The sequence below is a fragment of the Bacillus sp. 2175 genome (assembly GCF_057812155.1).
Window position 1 is genome coordinate 3,906,522 of record NZ_CM173819.1, and the last position, 22,542, is coordinate 3,929,063.

A 22,542-nucleotide genomic window follows, 5' to 3' on the forward strand; every position below is an offset into this window, starting at 1 on the left:
GCTGTCACCTACTTTGCATAATAAATCAATTGTTGCGATGATTCATCAATCATCACTTGTTGATTATATGCTAAATAGTCCAATTGTCCAACCGTTTCTGAAATAGTAAGTGGTAATTGTTCTTTATATAATACCGGAAATAGTTTTACACATACTTCAAATGCTGTCATTGGTTTTTCCTTTAATAACTCAAGCACTTTAAAAGCACGTGTTTCTTGCTTTTGTAATCTCGTTTCAATAAGTTGTTTCACATTTAGAACATCTTCCCCATGCCCTGATAAAATGCGTGAAATATTCATTTCGCTTAAACGCTGTAATGTTTGATTATATTGTAGTAATGGGCGTGCCCGTTCTGTTTGCCCTTCATATGGTGGTTCTAGTATTGGATTCGAAGAAATATGACTGATGAGAGCATCTCCACCAATTAATATTCCATCAGATTCTCTATATAAAGAAATATGAGTAGAAGCATGACCTGGTGTTTCAAGTACTATAAATCCAGGCAAAGAATCAATACGATCTCCTTCTCTCACAGTATGCGTTAACGATCTATTACAAGAATATTTAAGTGTCCTCGTCGTCAATAACGACTCGTCTTTCAAAAATGCTGCTGGCACACCAAACTGTAAGGCCGTCTCTCTAAAAAATTCATGATACCGCTTTAAAAATTCTGGATTTTGTGTGATCCAAGGCTCATTCCAAGGATGTCCAATAATATTCGTCTTCTCAGAAAATATATTTAAAAGTCCACAATGATCTGCATGATGATGCGTAATGACTACTGTTTCAATATCTTCTATCGTATGTCCTAATGCACCTAATTGACTTTCTAACGCATTCCTTGCCTCTTCTGTATTCGTCCCTGTATCAATTAATGTTAATGTCTCCCCCTCAACTAAAAACACATTCACAGTTTCCACTGCAAATGGTACAGGAATCTCCATTCGGTGAATCGCCGTCATGCTTAGCCCCCCTGTCTCTTTCCGGTTCAAAAATGAATACTTCTTCAGTTTACAACTTCTATATATATTTGTCATTATTTTCAGATAAAAAGAGGTGTTTCCTATAAAAAAACGAATGTATGTACATTTATAAGAATTTCTAACCAAAATTAAAGGAGGAACATCATGTCTATTCAAAACATTTCCTTTCTCGGTGCAGGCTCTATTGCCGAAGCTATTATTGGTGGCTTGTTACATGCAAATGTCGTTAAAGGTGAACAAATTACTGTAAGTAATCGTTCTAACGAGACAAGATTACAAGAGCTACATAAAAAATACGGTGTCAAAGGTACTCATAATAAAAAAGAATTACTTACTGATGCAAATATTCTTTTTCTAGCAATGAAACCAAAGGATGTTGCAGAGGCGCTTACCCCTTTTAAAGAATACATAAATAATAACGTGCTTATTATTTCATTACTAGCAGGTGTTTCTACTCACTCAATTAGAAAACTACTTCAAAAAGACGTTCCAATTATTCGTGCAATGCCAAATACATCCGCAGCCATTTTAAAATCAGCTACCGCTATCTCCCCTTCAAAACATGCAACAGCGGAACATATTCACACTGCAACATCTTTATTTGAAACGATTGGTCTCGTCTCTGTTGTAGAGGAAGAAGATATGCATGCTGTCACTGCATTATCCGGAAGTGGACCTGCTTATATTTATTACGTAGTGGAAGCTATGGAAGAAGCTGCAACAAAAATTGGTTTAAAAGAAGATATTGCAAAATCACTTATTCTTCAAACGATGATTGGTGCTGCTGAAATGTTAAAAGCAAGTGACAAACACCCTTCTATTTTGCGAAAGGAAATTACTTCTCCTGGTGGAACTACTGAGGCAGGTATTGAAGTATTACAAGAACATAAATTTCAACAAGCACTTGTTTCTTGTATTACACAGGCAACGAAACGATCACATAATCTTGGAAAAACATTAGAACAACTAACAAAAGAAAAATAGAAAAAGGAGCTCAAGTTTATTTGAGCTCCTTTTTCTATAATTTACACTTAGTTATTGTTCTTCCCAAAAATCTCTTCTTGCAGGCGACGACCAGTTGGCGTTGCTGCAAGTCCACCTTCTGCTGTTTCACGAAGTGCTACTGGCATCGTTTGTCCGATTCTAAACATTGCCTCAATTACTTCATCACATGGAATTGTACTCGTTACACCAGCTAATGCTAAATCTGCTGAGATCATCGCATTTGCAGCTCCTGCTGCATTACGTTTTACACAAGGTACTTCTACAAGTCCTGCAACAGGATCACACACTAAACCAAGCATGTTCTTTAATGAAATTGCCATTGCTGTAGCTGCTTGATCTTGTGTTCCACCAGCCATCTCAACTGCAGCTGCAGCCGCCATTCCACTTGCTGAACCAACTTCAGCTTGGCATCCTCCTGCCGCACCAGAAATACAAGCGTTATTCGCAACAACCATACCGAAAGCTCCTGCTGTAAATAAGAATTCAATCATTTCTTCACGTGTAGGCTGCAATTTTTCTCTTAGTGCAAATAGTACACCTGGCACTGTTCCAGCAGACCCTGCTGTTGGTGTTGCACAAATAATTCCCATCGCTGCGTTTACTTCATTTGTTGCCACAGCTTTGCTTACTGCATCCAAAATCGTATCTCCAGATAAGCCTTTTCCACTCTTCATATACGCTTGAACTTTTACAGCATCTCCACCAGTTAAACCAGTTGGTGATTTCACGCCGCGAATACCACGTTCTACTGCTTGCTCCATCACTACTAAGTTCTTTTCCATACCAGCAATTACTTCTTCACGTGAAATACTTCTTGTTTCCATTTCACATTGAATCATAATTTCTGCGATTTTTACATTTTGTTCTTTAGCTTGCGCCACTAGTTCCGCTGCGTTCCGAAACATGGTGTGTCCCCCCTGCAATTATTCCATAATAGTTACTTGACAAATATTTTGTTGCGCTTTTATTTCTTCAATTACTTCATCTGCTAATAATTCATCTGTTTCGATGACCATAAGCGCTCTTCTTCCTTTTTCTTTACGAGATACACTCATCGTACTAATGTTAATCTCATGTTTCGCAAGGATTGAAGCTACCGCTGCAATAGCACCAAAGCGATCGTTATTTACAATAAGTAGTGCTGGGCTCGTGCCTGATAATTGAAGATCGAATCCGTTTAATTCTACAACTTCAATTTTACCGCCACCAATTGAGCAAGCAACAACTTCAATTTCATCTTCACCTTTATACAAACGAATTCTCGCTGTATTTGGATGAGGTGCATTGGCATCTTCTTCAATGAATTCCACTTCAATTTCGCGCTCTTTTGCTATTTCTAGCGCCTCTGGAATACGTAAGTCATCTGTTTCAAATCCTAATATTCCACCGATTAGTGCTACATCCGTACCATGCCCTCGATACGTCTTTGCAAATGATCCATATAACGAAATGCTTACTCTTTCTGGTTCATGACGAAACAGCTGGCGAGCAACTTGCCCCATTCTTGCCGCGCCTGCTGTATGTGAACTTGATGGTCCAATCATAACTGGACCGATAATATCAAATACTGAGCGATACTTCATCATAACTCCCCCTAAACCTCTATGAAAAAAATTTATTCTACTATTCTATTAAGCTGCTACATCTGTCGCTTTTCCAGTTGTACCACGAATTTGTTCTGCTATACGAATTGGATAGTTTTTGAATAAAAGTAATCCAATATAACCTGAAATAACACCAGTTATCATAATACATAAGAATCTTAGCATTATTTTCATTTAAAAATGATACAAGATAATCCACAATAAAGTCTGGTAGCAATCCAAAGTTTAACACAGAAGCCATTGCAAGCATAGCATAAACAAGTGATATAACCATTGCTAATGCAACTAAATTTGCACCCGCTATTCCACCTAGACTACCTGCTGATGTTCTGAACTCTTTTAAAGAGTGGTATACCTACCAATTAAATCTCCACCACCTTATTAATAAAAAGCTTCAACTAAGGAACTTGCAATAGATACACTCGCTAATCATATCGTTTAGCTAAAAAGTGAAAAAGACTTATGACAAATAATAGTAATATCTTTCCTATTATAATTCTCGTGTTACTCTCTCATGATTTAGTCAACTTCACTTGTTACGATAATGACTAAAATACATGTGACTTATCATAAATTATAATCTGCCCTCATTATAGCTTGTTTTTTATAAAACGCTTACTTTTGTTGAATTTTAAAAGTTCTGAATAAAAGTCCATTTCTGCTATTTGTATCACTTGTATGTCATCTGACTTATATAACAGTTTTTCTAAATAATCATTATTTCGTATTTTTATCCTATATATTCAAACCATCCTAATTTTCTGTATCATCCAAGTATAAGTATAAAATAATAACAGTTTTATTTTTAAATTTTTTTAGACAAAAAAAAATGGTAACCCGCCGTTACCATTTTTTATAAAATTATCATTTTTCTACTGGGAATGATTTCAAATCCGTCGCTATTTCTGTATTAGAAAACAACTCTCTAGCCTCTTTCAATAATTCCTTATATGTATCTCCTTGATAGCGAGAACTAATGTGAGTTAATATTAGTCGCTTCGCATTTGCCTGAAGTGCAATGCTCGCAGCTTGCTTAGATGTAGAATGAAAATAATCATACGCTTGTTGCTCATCTTCTGCTGCGAAAGTCGCTTCATGGACAAGTACATCTGCATCTTGCGCAAGCTCCCTACTCGCTTCGCAATATCGCGTATCACCTAAGATAGTAATAATTCTTCCTTTTTGAGGTGGGCCGATAAACTCATTTCCATTTAATATCGTGCCATCCTCTAATTCAACTGCTTCACCATCTTTTAAACGTTTAAAGATTGGACCTGGTTTCACACCCATCTCAAGCAACTTATCAACTAAAAGAGCACCTTGTATATCTCTCTCTACAATACGATATCCAAAACATTCTATACCGTGTGACAATCTTTTCGTTTCTACATAAAATTCATTATCTTCAAATACGGTACCTTCTTCTGTTATCTCCACAACTTCAAGTGGATATTTCACATGTGTCGTACTTACCGATAATGCCACTTCAATAAATTGTTTAATTCCTTTCGGTCCATACACCGTTAAAGGCGTAGTTCCTCCTTGAAATGAACGGCTACCTAATAAACCAGGCAATCCAAAAATATGATCGCCATGTAAATGCGTAATAAATATTTTTTCAATGCGGCGCGGACGTACAGATGTATGTAATATTTGATGTTGCGTGGCCTCGCCACAATCAAATAACCAAGTTTGTCCTCGTTCTTCTAACAATTGTAAAGCAATTGCTGAAACGTTCCTTCCTTTTGAAGGAACACCTGCACCAGTTCCTAAAAATACAAATTCCACTTTCTTTCCTCCAGCTCTAAATATACTCTATCTCTCATCTTACGGAATGTTATTTCAAATGGCAAATTGAATTTACATAACCAATCATCTAGACAACTATATAACACGAACATTATACTTAAAAAATTTAGCCATCGTTCGTGTTTTGTGGTAAAATGATTATACTACATTTTAAGGGAGCGTTTTATTATGAAAGAAGTATTTCGTTTACAAACTGATTTTTCATCTTCATTTGATCGCTGGGTAAGTTCTTTCGTGTCTGATCACCCAGCACAATTAGAATGGACAACTTTAAAGGAATTAATCCATGAATATACAACATCACATACAAATGATACGTTACCAGCATATATTTCTTCAGCTTTAACATATTACGCCCAACGTGTTTCAACTACAAACAGTTCAGAGATTGTTATTTTTGAAAACCCTACAATCTCGTAATCTATAAATAAAAAAGCACTGGTTACAGTGCTTTTTTATTTATACTTATTTAGTAAATCGTCATATTCCGTCCAAAAGTTTGTATACATCCTTTGATCAAACTCATCTAAAATTATCTTGTCACTTGATTTATTAAATAATTCTTTTGCTTGTAATGCAAAAGAAACAATTTGTCTTCTATATTCATTTTCATTCAATTCTATATGAAGCCCTTCATAGTATATAGCCTTTTGATCAGTAGAAATAACTTTGACAAAGTCCTTTAAAATCACGTTTTTACTTATATGGTTTATAGTCCAATGAATTGAAATTGGGCATCCTAACATTAGCATAGTGCCACATCCGTGCAAAATAAGCCCCTCTTCATTTTTAATATCACAAATATATTCTTTATCTAAAGTTCGTAACAAAGCTAAAGCTGATTCACTTATTCCCCATTCCTCATCCATACCTGCCTGCGTAATAATGGTTCCAGCCATATTTAAATATATTTCTCCATGAGAACATAAATCTTCCTGCTCATTAAACAACCATTTTTGATTCTCAATATTTATAATAAAATTTTGTGGTACCATTACAAATTCCCCTTTTATAAAAATATTTATTTTCCATATTATTTATAATCAATATCATGCATTTCATCCCATATATCTATTATAAATCCATTTAATATTTTAAAAACACAGATAAAAAAGATATTGACACTACGATTTTACAGTGCTAACATCAACATGTAATTGAATATGGTCTCTGTTAGGTGAGGCTCCTGTATAGAGAAACGCTGCTGCCCAAAAATGTCGAGAGACGCCAATGGGTCAACAGGAAAGGTCGGAATGAAGGCCTTTTTTAACGTAGCTGGTTTCAGTACCTATGCTATACAGTGCTAAAACTCAACGAGGGAGAGGTGCATGTATTTTGTCATACACAAAAACTGTTTTTATTTATGTTTACTAACAGTCTTTGTTGTAGACTCTTTTAACTGCGAATTCAGACCTTTACTCGTTTTGAGTAAAGGTCTTTTTACGTATATATGCACCTTACTATGAAACAAACATAGCATATTCAGAAACTACTAAATTGTACGGAGGTGAGGAACAGTTGGCAATTGATGATTCGGCCCAGATACCCATACGTTTTACATTCATATTTCATCATGTAGGTAGGAAAGAAACTGTTCCTCACCATTTCAAATAGTTAGGTAACAGATTGTTTCCTCTTTCATGACAGAGGAGGAACTACTGATGTTTAATTTACAAAGACAAGAAACAAAGCATGCTTATGAGCAAGATAGCATGCAAACAAATAACGAATTATTAGTGGAGGTTGCAACACATGATGTAAGCTCTGCGTTAAAACTTCTAGAAACAACACAAGATGGATTATCTAAACAAGAAGCGTCTCGTAGACTTTCTTTATACGGTCCGAACGAAATAGCTCATAATAAAATGGCGCCGTGGTACATTCAATTTCTGCTGGCATTTAAAAATCCATTTATTTTCGTTTTATTAGCTCTTGGAGCCCTTTCCTTTTTCACAGATGACATACAAGGAACAATTGTCGTATCTGCAATGGTCCTACTTAGTGCAACAATTCGGTTTTCCCAAGAATTTCGTTCTCAAAAAGCTGCCGATAAGTTAAAAGCTATGGTTCGAACAACTGCGAGCGTATTTAGAATAAATGGATTTGTACATGAAACAAAAAATGTAACGAATTTAAATCGAAATTACACAACAGAAATTCCAATTGAGGAACTTGTACCTGGCGATATTATTTCCCTTTCAGCCGGTGATATCGTTCCAGCTGATGTGCGTATTGTATCCGCTAAAGATTTATTTGTTAATCAATCTTCTTTAACAGGGGAAGCACTCCCTGTAGAAAAATACGAACACTGCTATCATACAGAAAATAAGCATATCTTACCGACAAACATGAAAAAAAATTACAATCCACTCGATATGGAAAACCTTTGTTTCATGGGAACAAATATTGTAAGTGGCAGCGCGAAAGCTGTTGTCATCTCAACAAGTACCGATACGTATTTCGGCTCTTTAGCAAATAAGGTAATCGGAAAGCGTGTAGAAACAAGCTTTGATAAAGGTGTAAACAAAGTAAGCTGGCTCTTAATTACATTCATGCTTATTATGGCACCTATTGTCCTTCTCATTAATGGATTCACAAAAGGAGATTGGCAAGAAGCTTTCTTCTTCGCTATTGCCGTCGCTGTTGGCCTTACACCTGAAATGTTACCAATGATTGTAACTGCTAATTTAGCTAAGGGTGCCGTTAACATGTCTAAACAAAAAGTAATTGTAAAACAGCTAAATTCTATTCAAAACTTAGGTGCTATGAACATTCTTTGTACAGATAAAACCGGAACTTTAACAGAAGATAAAGTGGTCCTTGTTCGTCACTTAGATCCCAAGGGGAATGAATGCAATCGCGTCTTGCAATTTGCCTATTTAAATAGTTTCTATCAAACTGGATTGAAAAATTTAATAGATAAAGCTGTTATTAAGCATACAGAGGAAAACAATAAATTTAATCCATTAGCTTTTCAAAAGCTAGATGAAATTCCATTCGATTTCGCCCGCCGACGTATGTCAGTCATCGTAAAGGATAGTTCAGGTGAACATACAATGGTTTGTAAAGGTGCCGTAGAAGAAATTTTATCAATTTGTAACTACACTGAAGTGGATGAAAAAATCGTCCCACTCACCGAGGAAATACGTTCAAATGTCAAAAAACTAAGTGAGACACTAAATAGTGAAGGTATGCGGGTTATTGCTGTGGCTTATAAAAAAGATAGAAGAATAAATGATAAAGAGTACGCAGTAAAAGACGAAACTGATATGATTCTCGCTGGATATATCGGCTTTTTAGATCCACCGAAACCATCTGCAGCAGCTGCAATTCAAGCATTACAAAAACATGGTGTACAAGTGAAAATTTTAACTGGCGATAACGAAATTGTTACAAGAAAGGTTTGTAAAGAAGTTGGATTAGATATCGGCGAACCAATCCTCGGTTACGAGATTGATTCTTTACCAGATAAAGCATTAGCAAAACTTGCTGAAGAAACGACTGTATTTGCGAAGCTTAATCCAATGCAAAAATCTCGTATTATACACGCATTACAAGGAAATGGACACACTGTAGGTTACATGGGAGACGGCATTAACGATGCCGTAGCATTACGTGAAGCTGATGTCGGAATATCTGTTGATACTGCTACTGATATTGCGAAAGAAGCTTCCGATATTATTCTACTCGAAAAAAGTTTAACTATATTAGAAGCCGGGATTTTAGAAGGACGTACTACATTCGGAAATATTTTAAAATATATTAAGATGACAGCTAGCTCTAACTTCGGTAATGTGTTTAGTGTGTTAGTAGCAAGTGCTTTCATTCCTTTTTTACCGATGCTTGCCATTCATCTTTTAATTCAAAACTTACTTTATGATATTTCACAACTTTCTATTCCATGGGACAAAATGGATAAAGAGTTTCTAGAAAAACCACGAAAATGGGATACTGCAAACTTACGAAACTTCATTATTTGTATCGGCCCAATTAGTTCCATATTTGATATTATCACATACGTAGTCATGTGGAATGTATTTGGTGCAAATACACCGAGCGAGCAATCATTATTCCAGTCCGGTTGGTTTGTCGTTGGATTGTTAACACAAACTTTAATTGTTCACATGATAAGAACACAAAAGATTCCATTTATTCAAAGCACTGCATCAACACCAGTCGTTTTATTAACCGCTCTTATTATGGCAATCGGGATTTATATTCCATTCTCACCACTTGGTGCAGCCGTTGGTTTACAAGCATTGCCACTTAACTACTTCCCTTGGTTAGTAGGAATACTATTAGGCTACGCTTTTTTAACACAATTCCTGAAAAAGCTTTATATTAAAAAGTTTCATAGCTGGTTGTAAAAATAAGAATGAGTGGGTATTCCCCGCTCATTCTAAAAGACATAACACATATTATATATGGAGGTGACCATGATGGTATGGTACGACATTGTATTCAGATTAGTTATCGCAATTATTGTAGGAGCTTGCATTGGAATGGAAAGACAATGGAGACACCGAATGGCTGGGTTACGGACAAATGCTCTCGTATCACTTGGTGCCTGTATATTTGTTTTATTATCCGTCATGCTTGATCATGATGCTAGCCCATCCCGCATTGCTGCTCAAGTCGTTAGTGGCATTGGCTTTTTAGGGGGTGGCGTTATTATCCGCGATGGTTTTAGTATTAGAGGGCTAAATACGGCAGCTACTTTATGGTGTGCAGCTGCTGTCGGTACTCTTACAGGCGCCGGTTTCCTCGTTGCAGCTATATTAGGTGCAGCTGGCGTGTTACTAGCAAATATACTTCTTCGCCCAATTGCTCTTTTTATGAATAAAAAATCAAAAGAAGAATCACCAGAACAAACGAACTACTTACTTTCCCTTACTTGTTCAGAAGAAAATGAAGCACATATTCGTTTTTTACTTATGCATATGGTAAGTACAGAAGGGCTCGGTTTAAAAGAATTGTATAGTGAAGATGTAGATTCTAATCAAAAAGTTTGTATACAGGCTACATTACATTGCAAGACAAATGCGGCTATCTTAATTGAAAAAATAGTAAGTAGAATGCTATTAGAGTCTGGCGTTACTGGAGCTGGATGGAAGACTTCTTTAAATTTAGAAGCGAGTTAAACAGGAAAGGTGTCATGATTTTACTACTTCATGACACCTTCTACATAAACTTATTTTCTAACTTTTGTTGAAACGACTTCTCTTGCTTACGTAGTAGTTGACTACCTCGTTGTAAAATCGGTGTTCCATACTTATCGTTAATTTGATCAATGACAGCAAGTAGTGGTTCTTTTTTCGCATCCTCTTCAAATGAAAACAAATCTAATTGTTTCACCGATTCTGTCTTCCACTCTATTTCAGTAGCTGTAACACCTAGTAAACGAATGGAATCACCATCCCAATGTTGCTTCCATAAACGGGATGCTGCTTGAAAAATATCGCGTTCTTCCCAAATTGCATTTTTCAATTGCTTACTCCGTGTTACTGTTCGCCTATCATGGTATTTAATCATAATTTGAATATTATAGCTGACAAGGGTTCGCTTTTGTAATCTTTTACTCACTGATTTTGATAACCGTTCTAACATATCAAGCAATTCTTTCTCTTCATCCATATCCTTTGAAAAAGTCATCGAGTTACCGACACTTTTATGTTGGCCCATTTGACTCGGATCCACTTCCCTATCATCCATACCTTTTGCACGCTTTTGTAAATCAATACCATGCTTCCCAATTTTAGCGCGAATGATATGCTCGTCTCCCTTCGCTAACTGTTCAATTGTATGTATATGAATTTCATTTAATTTTTCAGCTGTTTTTTCTCCAATCCCATGCATTGCTTCAACTGGAAGTGGCCAAATCATTTCTGGAATATCACGTTTTCGAAGTACGGTAATACCGAGAGGTTTTTTCATATCAGAAGCTGTTTTTGCTAGGAAAAGATTTGGAGCGATTCCGATACTACACGGAAGCTGCAACTCTGTTAATAGTGCTTGTTGAATCATCTTTGCTATTTCAAGAGGCGAACCGAGTGCGTAGCAATCTGTAATATCTAAATATCCTTCATCTATTGAGACTGGTTGTATCTTTTCTGTAAAACGGGAAAGGACTTGAAACATTTGAAATGAAGCTTCGCGATATAATGTGAAATTAGGACGCCTTACAACTAATTGCGGGCATAACCTTTTCGCTTCCCAAAGGGGCATCGTCGTACGTATTCCGTATTCTCTCGCCTCATAACTACATGTTATAATAATTCCTTTTCTCTCTTTTTCATTTCCAGCAACCGCTAATGGCTTTCCTTGTAATGATGGATCATGAGCAATTTCAACAGATGCGAAAAAGCAATTCATATCTACATGTAAAATAACACGACCATTTTTCGGATACATTTCTCGCATAGTACTCACTCCCTAATCAGAACGTTCGTTCTTTCATTATATCAAATTTTGCACAATAGTTATAATAATTACTTGTTCTTTTTATAATCGATATAAAGAGGATATATATGTGAAAGGGTCTGATTATGATGAGATCAACTAATAAAGTGAAACTTTAATCAGCCCTCACCTAAATTCTTTACTTTCGCTGAATTTTGAGGTGGGGGGCTTACTGTCCGGCAAATAGCGGGATAAACTCAATTATACATTCCTTGTAGTTATATTAATCATTGCAATTAATTATTTACTACTTCCGATTTTCAATATGAATACGTTAGGATTATTCCTTCGTCTAGTACATGTAGCAACAACGTATATACTTCCATAGGTTTTCTTATATTGGCTTATACGTCTTGTCAAAGCAATCGAATCAAAATAAAAAGCGTGTAAATCACAATTGATTTACACGCTTTTTCTATTCCATTACTTCGCTACTTCTTCAATAATTGCAACAACTAATTCTGCTGTTTTTGCTAATTCTTCAACAGGAATCTTCTCGTTTGTTGTATGAATTTCTTCATAACCAACTGCTAAGTTAACTGTTGGGATACCATGTCCTGCAATTACGTTTGCATCACTTCCGCCACCACTTTGGTGAAGAGAAGGTGTACGACCAATTTTTTCAGCTGCACGTTTTGCAACTTCTACAACATGATCACCATCAGCAAATTTAAATCCTGGGTACATAACGTTTACTTCAACGTCTGCATGCCCGCCCATTTCTTTTGCAGTTGTTTCAAATGCTTCTTTCATTTTCGCAACTTGTGCTTCCATTTTCTCATTGATTAAAGAACGAGCTTCTGCAAAGATTTGTACATGATCGCAAACGATATTCGTTTGTGTACCACCTTCAAAACGTCCAATATTTGCAGTCGTTTCAGAGTCAATGCGACCAAGTGGCATCTTCGCAATTGCTTTCGCTGCGATAGTAATTGCAGATACACCTTTCTCCGGCGCTACACCAGCGTGAGCTGTTTTCCCGCGAATAATTGCGTTCACTTTCGCTTGTGTTGGAGCTGCAACAACGATTTCACCAACTTTTCCATCGCTATCTAATGCGTAGCCATATTTCGCTGTAATACGCTCACGGTCTAATGCTTTTGCACCAACAAGACCTGATTCTTCTCCGACTGTAATAATAAATTCAATTTTACCATGAGGGATATTTTTCTCTTTTAAAACACGGATTGCTTCGAACATTGATGCTAATCCAGCTTTATCATCCGCACCTAAAATTGTTGTACCATCTGATACGATATATCCATCTTTAATAGAAGGCTTAATTCCATTACCAGGAACTACTGTATCCATATGAGAAGTAAAGTAAATTGTATCAACACCATCTTTTGTTGCTGGTAAAGTACAAATTAAGTTACCTGCACCATGACCAGTTACAGCCATTGTGTCATCTTCAAATACTTCTACACCTAAATCTGTAAATTTCTTCGTTAATACTTTGCAGATTTCTGCTTCAAATTTCGTTTCAGAATCTACTTGTACTAATTCCATAAATTCATTTACTAAACGTTCTTGATTAATCATAAGACTGCGCCTCCTGCACTACCATTATGTATGTAACACTATTAATTATAACAGAATTTCGCAAAAGTTTCGAAATACAAGACAAAAAACAGATGGTTTACATGTCTAGATAACCATCTGCTTTCTATTACTCATTTAACAATACCCAGCGCATATGATCTTCCCACACGCCATTTACCATTAACATCTTCCTAGATACGCCTTCATATTGAAAACCTATCTTCGTTACTACTTGTATAGATGCTAAATTACGAGGCATAATCGGAGCTTCTATACGATGTAACTGAAATTCCCCAAAAGCAACTTGAATTGCTTTTCTAAGCGCTTCTGTCGTATACCCTTTGTTTAACTCTGCTTTATCTAATTTATAACTGAGTACACAAGATTGATAAATGCCACGAACGATTAAATTAAATGAAATACACCCAATTATTTTCGTATCATCACCCTTTTTAAAAATCCATAGTCTGATGATTTTCCCTTCTTCGAACTCTTTTCTATCCTTTTGCAACTTTTTCTTTTGATAATCTAGCGTAAAAAAATCATCCGGTCTATACTCTTCCCAAGCTTTTAAAAATTCACGATTTCTGTCGTAATATTGAAGAACTGTTTCAGCATACGACTCATCAATTTCCCTTAAGTATAAACGATCTGTTTCGTATATTTTCATCATCGTATCTCCATTCTTCAGCTTGCCCAACTAAAAATTAACAATATACCCTTTTACTATATTCTCTACACACTCTCAAATTTCCTGTTATATTTTGCAATCCCCTCCCGAATTTTGTCCTCACTCTCCCCTTGTCCATAATTTCATTTCTCGTTACAATGAAATTGTACTGATTTGCAAGGAGGTATAACGATGCATAAAAAAGCTCAAAAAGTTATGGTTTATGTGATGCTAATTTCTATGCTTGTAACAACATTACTTGCTGGCGCGAGTATGTTTTGGTAAAAAGGGCGATGTGTTCGTCCTTTTTTTACTTTTTACACATAACAAAATAAACCATCTCGACATCGAGATGGTTTATTTTATATAAAACACAATCGCTACAATACTAAAGGAAAATGACATTACAAGCGCTATTACAAAACTTGTATATTGTTTCTGCTGAAATGCCCCAATAACAAAAGTGAGATTAAGTAATGCCATACATACAATCGCTACAAGATAAGAACATATATTAAAAGTTGCCAATATGAATGTAATAACAAATAGAAATCCCATAAAAAACTGCATATACGAAAGTTTTGGATTCAAGTACATATGAGCAACCCCTTTATCTAACTTTATCTTTCTATACTCTCATTAACGCACGGTTATGTACACATGTCAAGACAACTTATTATAATAGAAAAAGCCACCCTTTTCGTTGGCTTTTTCATATGCGACGGCTCCTTTTTCTTTTGCCAATTGCTGAAATGATTTTTTCGATTTCACAATCCATACTTTCGTTCCAATTGGAATGCGATCAAACAAATATTCCACATCGTTTTTCTTCATTCTTATACACCCTTGTGAAATATACTTTCCAATTGAACTCGGTTGGTTTGTCCCATGTATTCCATATTTACTTCCATCAGTTCCTCTTGCATTAAATCCAATCCACCTTGACCCAAGTGGATTTTTTGGCGATCCACCTGGAATATCCTTCGCAATGTAATACGGATCCTTTGCTTTCATTACAACATCAAAAGTTCCTTCTGGAGTTAATTCATTCGTTTTCCCTGTCGCTACTGGAAAAACCTTTTGAATCTTTCCATCGTCAATGTAAGCTAATTTATTCGTTGCTTTATTTACAATAATAAAAGGATCTCCGGCACGTGGATTATCCCCAAGAGGCCAAATCGGTGATAAAGAAAGACATAATATGATAGAGAGAAGATACGGCATAGATAATTCCTACCTTCTATATAAGTTCTTTTATATTATCCTTTCCCTTAAAGCGACTTTTAATGAGTAAATATTGTTCCATTTCATACACAAGTTGAACAAGTTTCGCACGTATCTCAAATTCTTCGCGTGTAGCTGGCAATGGCATGTCTCTAAATAATTCCCTCATTTCTTGAAGCTGCCTTAAGGAAATAACGCCAGTACTTTCAGGGCTAATAGCATTACCAATGTTTTCAACAACATCTGCAATCATGTCAGCTTGTTCATATGTCCACGATAAAGAAGCTGCTAGTGGTATCATTCGCTCTAAAATTTCGAATTGTTGCATACGCATATTAAAATAACGATAGTAATAATCATCTTCTCGCATAAATGCATTCTCAAGTTTTTTAAACGATAAATCTCTTGCTTCATTTAACATATTCTCGGTTTCAATGAGTTCTGCTCCACTCCAACTACTTTCTCGATTTCGTAAATACACAACCATTTCAAACAAAATCGTTTTAAAATTACTCTCTATTTTATCCTGGTACTCTTTTAGCTTATTTTCACTACTCGGCATATACATATTTACTAATAACGCCACGCTAATCCCTATCGTTAATATAGCAATTTCATTTCCAACTATAAGCCATGTAATTTGCTTCAATGAATATAGATGCATAACAATAACTGAACTCGTGACAATACCTTCTTGAATTTTAAGCATTACTGCAGTCGGAATAAATGTAAGTAACAATATGCTAATTGCAAGTGGTGTATAGCCAATCGTTTCAAAAATACAAAACGCGAATGCCATTGATAATACACACGCTAGAAAACGATGTAACGACACTTGAAGTGATTTGCGCTTCGTATTTTGTACACATAAAATAACTAAAATACCTGCTGAACTATAAAATTCTAACCCTAATAACTGAGCAATAAAAACTGCCGCACCTGTCCCTATTGCTGTTTTTACTGTACGATATCCAATTTTAAACATATCATTACTCCTATATGTATAAACGTATTTACAGCTAGTATAAGAAAAGGATGACACAATGTCATCCTTTTCTACTTATTATTCACATAACCTTTTCATATTACAATATTTTTTGTAAAAATTGTCGCGCACGTTCACTTTTCGGCGCTGCAAAAAATTCTTCTGGCGCACTATCTTCTACAAGCTTTCCTCCGTCCAAGAAAATAACACGATCTGCCACTTCTTTTGCAAAACCCATTTCATGTGTAACGATAGCCATCGTCATTCCTGTCGTAACTAACGATTTCATAACTTCTAACACTTCTTTCACCATCTCTGGATCTAGCGCCGATGTCGGTTCATCAAATAACATAACTTCCGGTTCCATCGCTAACGCTCTTGCAATTGCTACACGTTGCTTTTGTCCTCCCGAAAGACGATTTGGATACGTATCTTTTTTATCTACTAATCCAACCTTTTTTAAAAGTTTCTCAGCTTTCTTTTCAGCTTCTTGCTTCGTTACCCCTTTTACATTGATAGGAGCATACGTAATATTTTCTAATACAGTCATATGAGGAAATAAGTGAAAATGCTGAAATACCATACCGACATTTTCACGAACATGCATAACATTCGTTTTCGGATTCGTTACTTCTTCCGTTCCAATCCAAATGTGACCATTCGTTGGTGCTTCTAACATATTCATACAACGTAAAAATGTTGATTTTCCTGATCCAGAAGGCCCTATAATTGCAACTACTTCCCCTTTTTCAATCGTTGTTGTAATTCCTTTTAATACTTCGTTTTTACCAAATGATTTATGAAGGTTTTCAATTTTAATCACTTTTCTTCATTCTCCCTTCAATTGCCTTCCCGACTAATGTAAGAATAATGACTAACATATAATAAATCAGTCCAACAAAAAGTAATGGTTCAAGATATTTAAATGTCTCACCGCCTACAATGTAAGCACGACGCATTAAATCAGTCGCGCCTATTACTGTTACTACAGCCGATTCTTTCGTAAGTGTCGCAAATTCGTTCACAAGCGCTGGTAATATATTTTTTAATGCTTGAGGGAAAATAATATTTCTCATCATTTTTCCGTACGGTATCCCTAAAGCCATTGCTGCTTCTGTTTGTCCTTTATCAACCGCTTGAATACCAGCACGAATTACTTCTGACATGTATGCACCTGAATTCAAGCTAAATGCAAGTACAGCAGCTAAGAATGCTGGTATTTCATAACCAATTATTTGTGGGACGCCGAAATAAATAATCATTAATTGCAATACAAGGGGTGTACCACGAAAAATTGATGTATAAAAATCTGCTGCTATATTTAATGCTCGTATTCTAGCAATTTTACAAAGTGCTAATAGCGTTCCTAAAATAAATCCTGCTAAAGCTGATACTGCTACAATTTTCAAAGTAACTTCTAAACCTTTTAGTATATATGGTATCGAAGGCGTAATCGCCGAAAAATCTAAGTTCATTCTTTTCATTCCCCTCACAGAAAAGTGAAAGGCAGCTTATTTTCCGCTGCCAAACCATTTCTTCACTAATTTATCCATTTCTCCATTTTCTTGCATTTTTTTAATTACTTTATTAAATTCAGCTGTTTTATCACTGTTTTTCGGAAGGGCAATTGCTGCTCCAACTTCTTCTGGTGCTTCTTTAATTTCAATTCCTTGTAAATCTTTCATTTTCTCTAAATAATTTTTAGCAACTGTGTCTTCTATAATTGCAGCATCAAAACGACCAGCTTTAATTTCCTGTACGATTTCTGGTATACGGTCACGTCCCTCAACTTGGAAATCTACTTGTTTTTTAAATTCTGCTGCTTTCTCTTCCTGAATAGACCCTGTTTGTACTCCTACTTTTTTCCCTTTTAAATCCTCTACAGATTTAATGTTAGAATCCTTTTTAGAAATGACCATATTTTTCGCAACAAAATAAATATCTGTAAAATTAACATTATTTTTACGCTCTGCAGTTGGCGTCATGCCTGCCATTACGAAATCAACTTTTCCTGAACTAAGAGATGCTAATAAACCACCAAAATCCATATCTTTCACTTTCACTTCATACCCAAGTTCTTTTCCGATATATTTAGCAACATCAACATCAAAACCAATAATTTCATCACTTTTTGAAGCTTCCACGTATTCATATGGTTTATAATCCGCTGAAGTCCCCATAACCAGTACTTTTTCACTTTTTCCAGTTGCCTTTTCTTCCCCATTACTACAAGCGCTGAATATACTTACAATTAAAATAAGTGCAAACGATATTGATACTAACTTCTTCATCTTTCTTCCCCCTAATAATGTATATTTAAAAGTTTAATAGAATATTTATTCGATGTTTGTATTGTATCAGCACTTTTATTTTTATGCAATATATAAAATAAAAATAAATAAAAAAGCAATACAAACACTGCTTATTATGTATAAAATAATGCATAAAATAACATAACTATTATCTCATGAATTTTAATAATAAATAAAAAAGGCGGCACATCCACTTGATTGTGGATGTGCCGCCTTTTCTCTTATTTTTTATAGTTCTTCACAATTCTCTTCGAAATACGATTGTAGTTTTGCAATAACTTGCATCGGTTCATGACCTTCAATTTCATGACGCTCTACCATCGTTACAATTTTTCCATCTTTTAATAAAGCAAATGATGGAGAAGAAGGTGGGTACCCTTCGAAATATTCACGCGCTCTTGCTGTCGCTTCTTTATCTTGACCTGCAAACACCGTTACAAGGTGGTTAGGACGTTTATCATAATGTACGGAATGCGCAGCAGCAGGACGAGCAATACCACCTGCACAACCACATACAGAGTTTACCATTACAAGTGTTGTTCCATTTCTTTTAAACGCTTCTTCTACCGCTTCCGGCGTCGTCAATTCTGTATATCCAGCAGAGACAATTTCTTCACGCGCTTGGCGGACAACATCATTCATAAAAAAGTTAAAATTAATCACTCTTTTCCCTCCTCTAAAACTACCTATTTGTATCTTACCAGTTAATGTTTATGAAATACAAGTAAGTTTACTTGTATTTAAGTATAGAAAAGGTGTTAGAGCTCTTGCTCTAACACCTTTTCTTTAATGACCACGATGTTTTTGCTTTGCTTTTAGTACTTTCATTAAACGTCTTCTTTCTTTTTCAGCTTCTCGCTTCTCTTTAGACTGCACTTTCTTTTCTTGTTTATGCAATTCATAAGATAAACTAATTGCCTCTTGCGCCTTAGTAAAACGTTTAACATTTGTTTCTTTTGCTGCTTGTCGTATGATACGCTTTATGTTTTTAGGACGCTGTTTTTCTTTAACTTCTACACCACATTTTGCAAAGTGCTGAAAATGCTCTAAAAGTGAACCATTCACAAACATAAGCACTTCTTCATCTGACAGTTCCGACCCAAAAATATACCTCGCTCCATACAATTTCCCTTTTTCTTTACATGTAATGATTCCAACAAAAAATTGGCCATCGTGATATACTGTCAAATCCATTGACAGCCCCTCCTTTAAAAGATTAGAAATACGGGACATCCCGGAGGGGAAGGTTACTGACATGAAATCATGCGTCTGGACTACCAACCAGAGCTGTGTTTTTGTATTTCTTTCACTATTATTATATCTTTTTTTCCATAATCTTCATATATTCAGCAATCATTTTTTTATGCGATCCTACAATATAGTCAGGTAGTTCTGTTACTGAAAAAAATTTAAGCTGAACTGCTTCTTCTTTATTCATAACAAAATCCCCTTCGTATTCATCCGTATAATAGGCGGTTGTTACAGATTGAAATTCATCACCGTTTTCTAATTTTGTAAAGTAGTTCGCTCCAGAAAATACATTGATTAGTCGCAAGTTCTTCACTTTTATTCCTGTCTCTTCATATACTTCACGATAAGCTGTTTCTTCTGGTGATTCACTAAGCTCCATTAGCCCGCCAGGTAGCCCCCATTTTCCGTACGGCTCTGTCCGCTGCTGCAATAAAACATATCCATTTTCATTTATAACGAGTACAACAGCACCAACTAAAATTAAAGGGCGATGACCAACTATTTTTCGTAATTCTTCTACATATCCCACCGTATCGCCTCCTTTTTCGTTGTCCACACTATTGTATCATATGTACGAAACGACAAAATGCGTATATTTTTCATTTTTTTAACAAAATATTTATTTTATGTGATTCATCTACTGTAGCTAACATAATAGATTCGACTTCTGTACTCTCCTCTAGAAATTCTCTCGCCCACGCTTCTGTTTTTCCTAATAATGCAAGAACATCTTTCTGTATCCTCCCATCCTTTACTAATACAAAAGAAACTGGAGATTTTTTTCCCGCCACTTTAAGATCAAGCCGCGAAACTGCTTCATATTCTGGATACCGAAATATAGAAACGACACCGTTCGCTTCCCATAATGCTAATTTAATCGTTTGAATATCGCTCACATTTCGCATACGAAGTTCCGAAAACAAATATTCCACGGTAATTCTCGCCTTTTTCAAATTGCTAAAATCAATGGAACCATTATGTATAAGAATAATAGGTGCTGGCTCTAAAAAACGTCTCCATCTATCCCATTTCAGCATTAAAACTGAGCTTATAATATGAAGTACAACAAGTATGAACGTTGTAATCATCGATCCCAGTAACCCTACTTTTTCATCAGACAATGAGTTAGAAATATTCCCACCAAGCAATAACACTAATACAACATCTAAAAAACGAAGTTGTGCGATAGACCTTTGCCCCATCGCTTTCGCAACTAATATTAAAAATATGTATGCTATAATAGCCCGAATAACCCATTCACTATTAGAAAGATGCCGTGCTCCTTCAAAAATATGCATATGCATCACTTTGCACTCCTTACCCGTCTCAAACTGCTATCCTGTTTTAGTTTGCAACGTTTATGAGCATATATGTAAAAAAAGCTGGTTCGTTTAAAAACGAACCAGCTTTTTTTACTTAACTGAAAACATATATTTTTTATAAGTTTTCCGTACCGATAATATGAGCCCCATCATAATCATATTTGAGAATAAGGAACTTCCCCCATACGATAAGAAAGGTAATGCAATACCTTTTACAGGCATTAATCCAACGATCATACCGATGTTTTGGAATATTTGAACTGTTAATATACCGATTGATCCAGCGCATAATAATGTACCAAATAAATTATCAGCGGAATAACCAATAATAATTGTTCGATATAGTAGTAATAGGAACAAGAAGACAACTAAGGCTGCTACGATAAATCCACCTTCTTCGGCAATTGTAGCGAAAATAAAGTCAGTATGCTTCTCGGGAATATAGACGCTTCCTCCCCCAAACCCTTTACCTTCCATTCCTCCACTACCTACAGCTAAAATCGATTGCTGTGTTTGATAACCTTGATCTGCATTTTCAAATGGATTTAACCAACCTACAATACGCGACTGTTGGTGAGGCTTTAGTAAAGTAACTAAATTATTATAGAAAAAATCTTGATACTTAAAGAAAATAAATATTAAAGCAGATAATATGGTCAACGGAATAACTGTACATAATGCTATCAATTTCTTTTGAATACCTGACATAAATAAAATACATGCAATAGCAGCAGCATATAAGAACACCATACCTGTATCAGGTTGACTATATACAACCGCCATAGGTGGAAGTGACACTAGCATAATTTTACCTACTAGCTTTAAATCTGTTTGGAATGTCCTTGCCATATACTGTGCATTATGTTTCACTGCTATACTCGCTACTACAAGTAGCAATGCAATTTTGAAAAACTCAGACGGCTGAATTTGTCCAAATACTGGGAAAACAAACCATCTTTTTGCACCTAATTTTTCAGGTGTAAAACCTGATGGTGGTAATACTTTCAAAAGAATAAGTGAAGCAAACCCAGCAATATAAAGCGGCCAAGATAATTTTTGCAATTGATCTAAGTCGATGCTTGCAACAAGAAGTAACAATACAACCCCAATTATGTAGTTAACACCTTGTTTCATAGCAAAGTTTGCAGCTCCATACTGTCCCGTTTGCTGACTGCTATATATAGCAGCTATACTCGTCACACATAGTGCACACAAAATTAAAATTAATTTTACATCTAAACTTTTTAGAAACTCGGTACTTCTTTTCATGACATCCTCCTGAAACATTGTTACGGCAAAAATAAAAAACCAGGAGTCAACATTCTTCATGTTTTGACGACTGATTACACATTATCTATAAAACACTTATATAGAAT

24 protein-coding genes and 1 riboswitch are annotated in these 22,542 nt (G+C 35.6%); of the genes, 5 read left to right on the forward strand and 19 right to left on the reverse strand.

Annotated features, from left to right (window positions below; translation table 11 throughout):
- Positions 1-8: 8 nt before the first annotated feature.
- The gene (locus tag ACXKY9_RS20150; RefSeq protein ID WP_000125118.1) at positions 9-962 is read right to left on the reverse strand and encodes an MBL fold metallo-hydrolase; all 954 of its coding nucleotides are present in this window, start codon (positions 960-962) and stop codon (positions 9-11) included.
- Between the two features lie 165 nt (positions 963-1,127).
- Here ACXKY9_RS20150 and proI point away from each other — a divergent pair, with 165 nt between their 5' ends.
- Complete coding sequence (gene proI / locus ACXKY9_RS20155; RefSeq protein WP_000027252.1) at positions 1,128-1,967, forward strand: pyrroline-5-carboxylate reductase ProI; 840 nt, start codon at positions 1,128-1,130, stop codon at positions 1,965-1,967.
- Positions 1,968-2,014: 47 nt separating this feature from the next.
- Here proI and sdaAA read toward each other — a convergent pair whose 3' ends face one another.
- The 3 genes from sdaAA to rnz form a co-directional block, all read right to left on the reverse strand.
- Complete coding sequence (gene sdaAA / locus ACXKY9_RS20160) at positions 2,015-2,893, reverse strand: L-serine ammonia-lyase, iron-sulfur-dependent, subunit alpha (RefSeq protein ID WP_000489461.1); 879 nt, start codon at positions 2,891-2,893, stop codon at positions 2,015-2,017.
- Between the two features lie 18 nt (positions 2,894-2,911).
- Positions 2,912-3,571, reverse strand: a complete 660-nt coding sequence (gene sdaAB / locus ACXKY9_RS20165) for an L-serine ammonia-lyase, iron-sulfur-dependent subunit beta (RefSeq protein WP_000877445.1) — start codon at positions 3,569-3,571, stop codon at positions 2,912-2,914.
- 885 nt (positions 3,572-4,456) lie between these two features.
- Positions 4,457-5,380 carry a ribonuclease Z gene (gene rnz / locus ACXKY9_RS20170; RefSeq protein WP_000397458.1) on the reverse strand — a complete coding sequence of 308 codons (924 nt, stop codon included), beginning with the start codon at positions 5,378-5,380 and terminating at the stop codon, positions 4,457-4,459.
- Positions 5,381-5,569: 189 nt separating this feature from the next.
- Between rnz and ACXKY9_RS20175 the strand changes: the two genes are divergently transcribed.
- Positions 5,570-5,821 (forward strand): DUF3932 family protein, encoded by a 252-nt coding sequence (locus tag ACXKY9_RS20175; RefSeq protein WP_000665709.1) that lies wholly within the window; start codon positions 5,570-5,572, stop codon positions 5,819-5,821.
- Positions 5,822-5,856: 35 nt separating this feature from the next.
- Here the strand turns inward: ACXKY9_RS20175 and ACXKY9_RS20180 are convergent, their stop codons facing one another.
- Complete coding sequence (locus ACXKY9_RS20180; protein WP_000249059.1) at positions 5,857-6,396, reverse strand: hypothetical protein; 540 nt, start codon at positions 6,394-6,396, stop codon at positions 5,857-5,859.
- A 167-nt stretch (positions 6,397-6,563) separates the two neighbouring features.
- Positions 6,564-6,731: riboswitch (M-box (ykoK) riboswitch) on the forward strand.
- A gap of 331 nt (positions 6,732-7,062) precedes the next feature.
- Here ACXKY9_RS20180 and mgtA point away from each other — a divergent pair.
- Both mgtA and ACXKY9_RS20190 read left to right on the forward strand, forming a co-directional pair.
- A complete protein-coding gene (mgtA, locus tag ACXKY9_RS20185; protein ID WP_000482701.1) occupies positions 7,063-9,768 on the forward strand; it encodes a magnesium-translocating P-type ATPase in 2,706 nt (901 codons plus the stop codon).
- Positions 9,769-9,840: 72 nt separating this feature from the next.
- Positions 9,841-10,542, forward strand: a complete 702-nt coding sequence (locus tag ACXKY9_RS20190) for an MgtC/SapB family protein (protein ID WP_000262344.1) — start codon at positions 9,841-9,843, stop codon at positions 10,540-10,542.
- 40 nt (positions 10,543-10,582) lie between these two features.
- Here the strand turns inward: ACXKY9_RS20190 and ACXKY9_RS20195 are convergent, their stop codons facing one another.
- The 3 genes from ACXKY9_RS20195 to ACXKY9_RS20205 form a co-directional block, all read right to left on the reverse strand.
- Complete coding sequence (locus tag ACXKY9_RS20195; protein WP_001208855.1) at positions 10,583-11,821, reverse strand: DNA polymerase IV; 1,239 nt, start codon at positions 11,819-11,821, stop codon at positions 10,583-10,585.
- Between the two features lie 462 nt (positions 11,822-12,283).
- Positions 12,284-13,402: a tripeptidase T gene (locus ACXKY9_RS20200; protein ID WP_000609803.1), complete on the reverse strand. Its 1,119-nt coding sequence runs from the start codon at positions 13,400-13,402 to the stop codon at positions 12,284-12,286.
- Between the two features lie 127 nt (positions 13,403-13,529).
- Positions 13,530-14,075, reverse strand: coding sequence for a GNAT family N-acetyltransferase (locus tag ACXKY9_RS20205; RefSeq protein ID WP_001987197.1), 546 nt, complete (start codon positions 14,073-14,075; stop codon positions 13,530-13,532).
- A gap of 189 nt (positions 14,076-14,264) precedes the next feature.
- Here ACXKY9_RS20205 and prli42 point away from each other — a divergent pair, with 189 nt between their 5' ends.
- A complete protein-coding gene (gene prli42, locus ACXKY9_RS20210; protein ID WP_000549040.1) occupies positions 14,265-14,357 on the forward strand; it encodes a stressosome-associated protein Prli42 in 93 nt (30 codons plus the stop codon).
- 72 nt (positions 14,358-14,429) lie between these two features.
- Here the strand turns inward: prli42 and ACXKY9_RS20215 are convergent, their stop codons facing one another.
- From ACXKY9_RS20215 to ACXKY9_RS20265, 11 genes are all read right to left on the reverse strand, one after another.
- Positions 14,430-14,669: a DUF3894 domain-containing protein gene (locus ACXKY9_RS20215; RefSeq protein ID WP_000281167.1), complete on the reverse strand. Its 240-nt coding sequence runs from the start codon at positions 14,667-14,669 to the stop codon at positions 14,430-14,432.
- 66 nt (positions 14,670-14,735) lie between these two features.
- Positions 14,736-15,296, reverse strand: a complete 561-nt coding sequence (locus ACXKY9_RS20220) for a L,D-transpeptidase (RefSeq protein WP_001146565.1) — start codon at positions 15,294-15,296, stop codon at positions 14,736-14,738.
- Between the two features lie 16 nt (positions 15,297-15,312).
- On the reverse strand, positions 15,313-16,281 hold the full coding sequence (locus tag ACXKY9_RS20225; RefSeq protein WP_000472667.1) for an aromatic acid exporter family protein: 969 nt from the start codon (positions 16,279-16,281) through the stop codon (positions 15,313-15,315).
- A gap of 100 nt (positions 16,282-16,381) precedes the next feature.
- A complete protein-coding gene (locus ACXKY9_RS20230; RefSeq protein ID WP_000590209.1) occupies positions 16,382-17,104 on the reverse strand; it encodes an amino acid ABC transporter ATP-binding protein in 723 nt (240 codons plus the stop codon).
- Complete coding sequence (locus tag ACXKY9_RS20235) at positions 17,097-17,756, reverse strand: amino acid ABC transporter permease (RefSeq protein ID WP_001046915.1); 660 nt, start codon at positions 17,754-17,756, stop codon at positions 17,097-17,099. The genes ACXKY9_RS20230 and ACXKY9_RS20235 overlap by 8 nt, the downstream gene beginning before the upstream one ends.
- 36 nt (positions 17,757-17,792) lie before the next feature.
- The gene (locus ACXKY9_RS20240) at positions 17,793-18,572 is read right to left on the reverse strand and encodes a transporter substrate-binding domain-containing protein (protein ID WP_000737668.1); all 780 of its coding nucleotides are present in this window, start codon (positions 18,570-18,572) and stop codon (positions 17,793-17,795) included.
- Positions 18,573-18,821: 249 nt separating this feature from the next.
- A complete protein-coding gene (locus ACXKY9_RS20245) occupies positions 18,822-19,235 on the reverse strand; it encodes a BrxA/BrxB family bacilliredoxin (RefSeq protein WP_001979317.1) in 414 nt (137 codons plus the stop codon).
- Between the two features lie 144 nt (positions 19,236-19,379).
- Positions 19,380-19,787, reverse strand: coding sequence for a YjdF family protein (locus tag ACXKY9_RS20250; protein ID WP_000366590.1), 408 nt, complete (start codon positions 19,785-19,787; stop codon positions 19,380-19,382).
- Positions 19,788-19,908: 121 nt separating this feature from the next.
- Complete coding sequence (locus tag ACXKY9_RS20255; protein ID WP_000542555.1) at positions 19,909-20,373, reverse strand: NUDIX hydrolase; 465 nt, start codon at positions 20,371-20,373, stop codon at positions 19,909-19,911.
- Positions 20,374-20,443: 70 nt separating this feature from the next.
- Entirely contained in the window at positions 20,444-21,148 is a 705-nt protein-coding gene (locus ACXKY9_RS20260; RefSeq protein ID WP_000550971.1) for a DUF421 domain-containing protein, read from the reverse strand.
- A 108-nt stretch (positions 21,149-21,256) separates the two neighbouring features.
- The gene (locus ACXKY9_RS20265) at positions 21,257-22,435 is read right to left on the reverse strand and encodes an FtsW/RodA/SpoVE family cell cycle protein (RefSeq protein WP_000831181.1); all 1,179 of its coding nucleotides are present in this window, start codon (positions 22,433-22,435) and stop codon (positions 21,257-21,259) included.
- Positions 22,436-22,542: the final 107 nt, after the last annotated feature.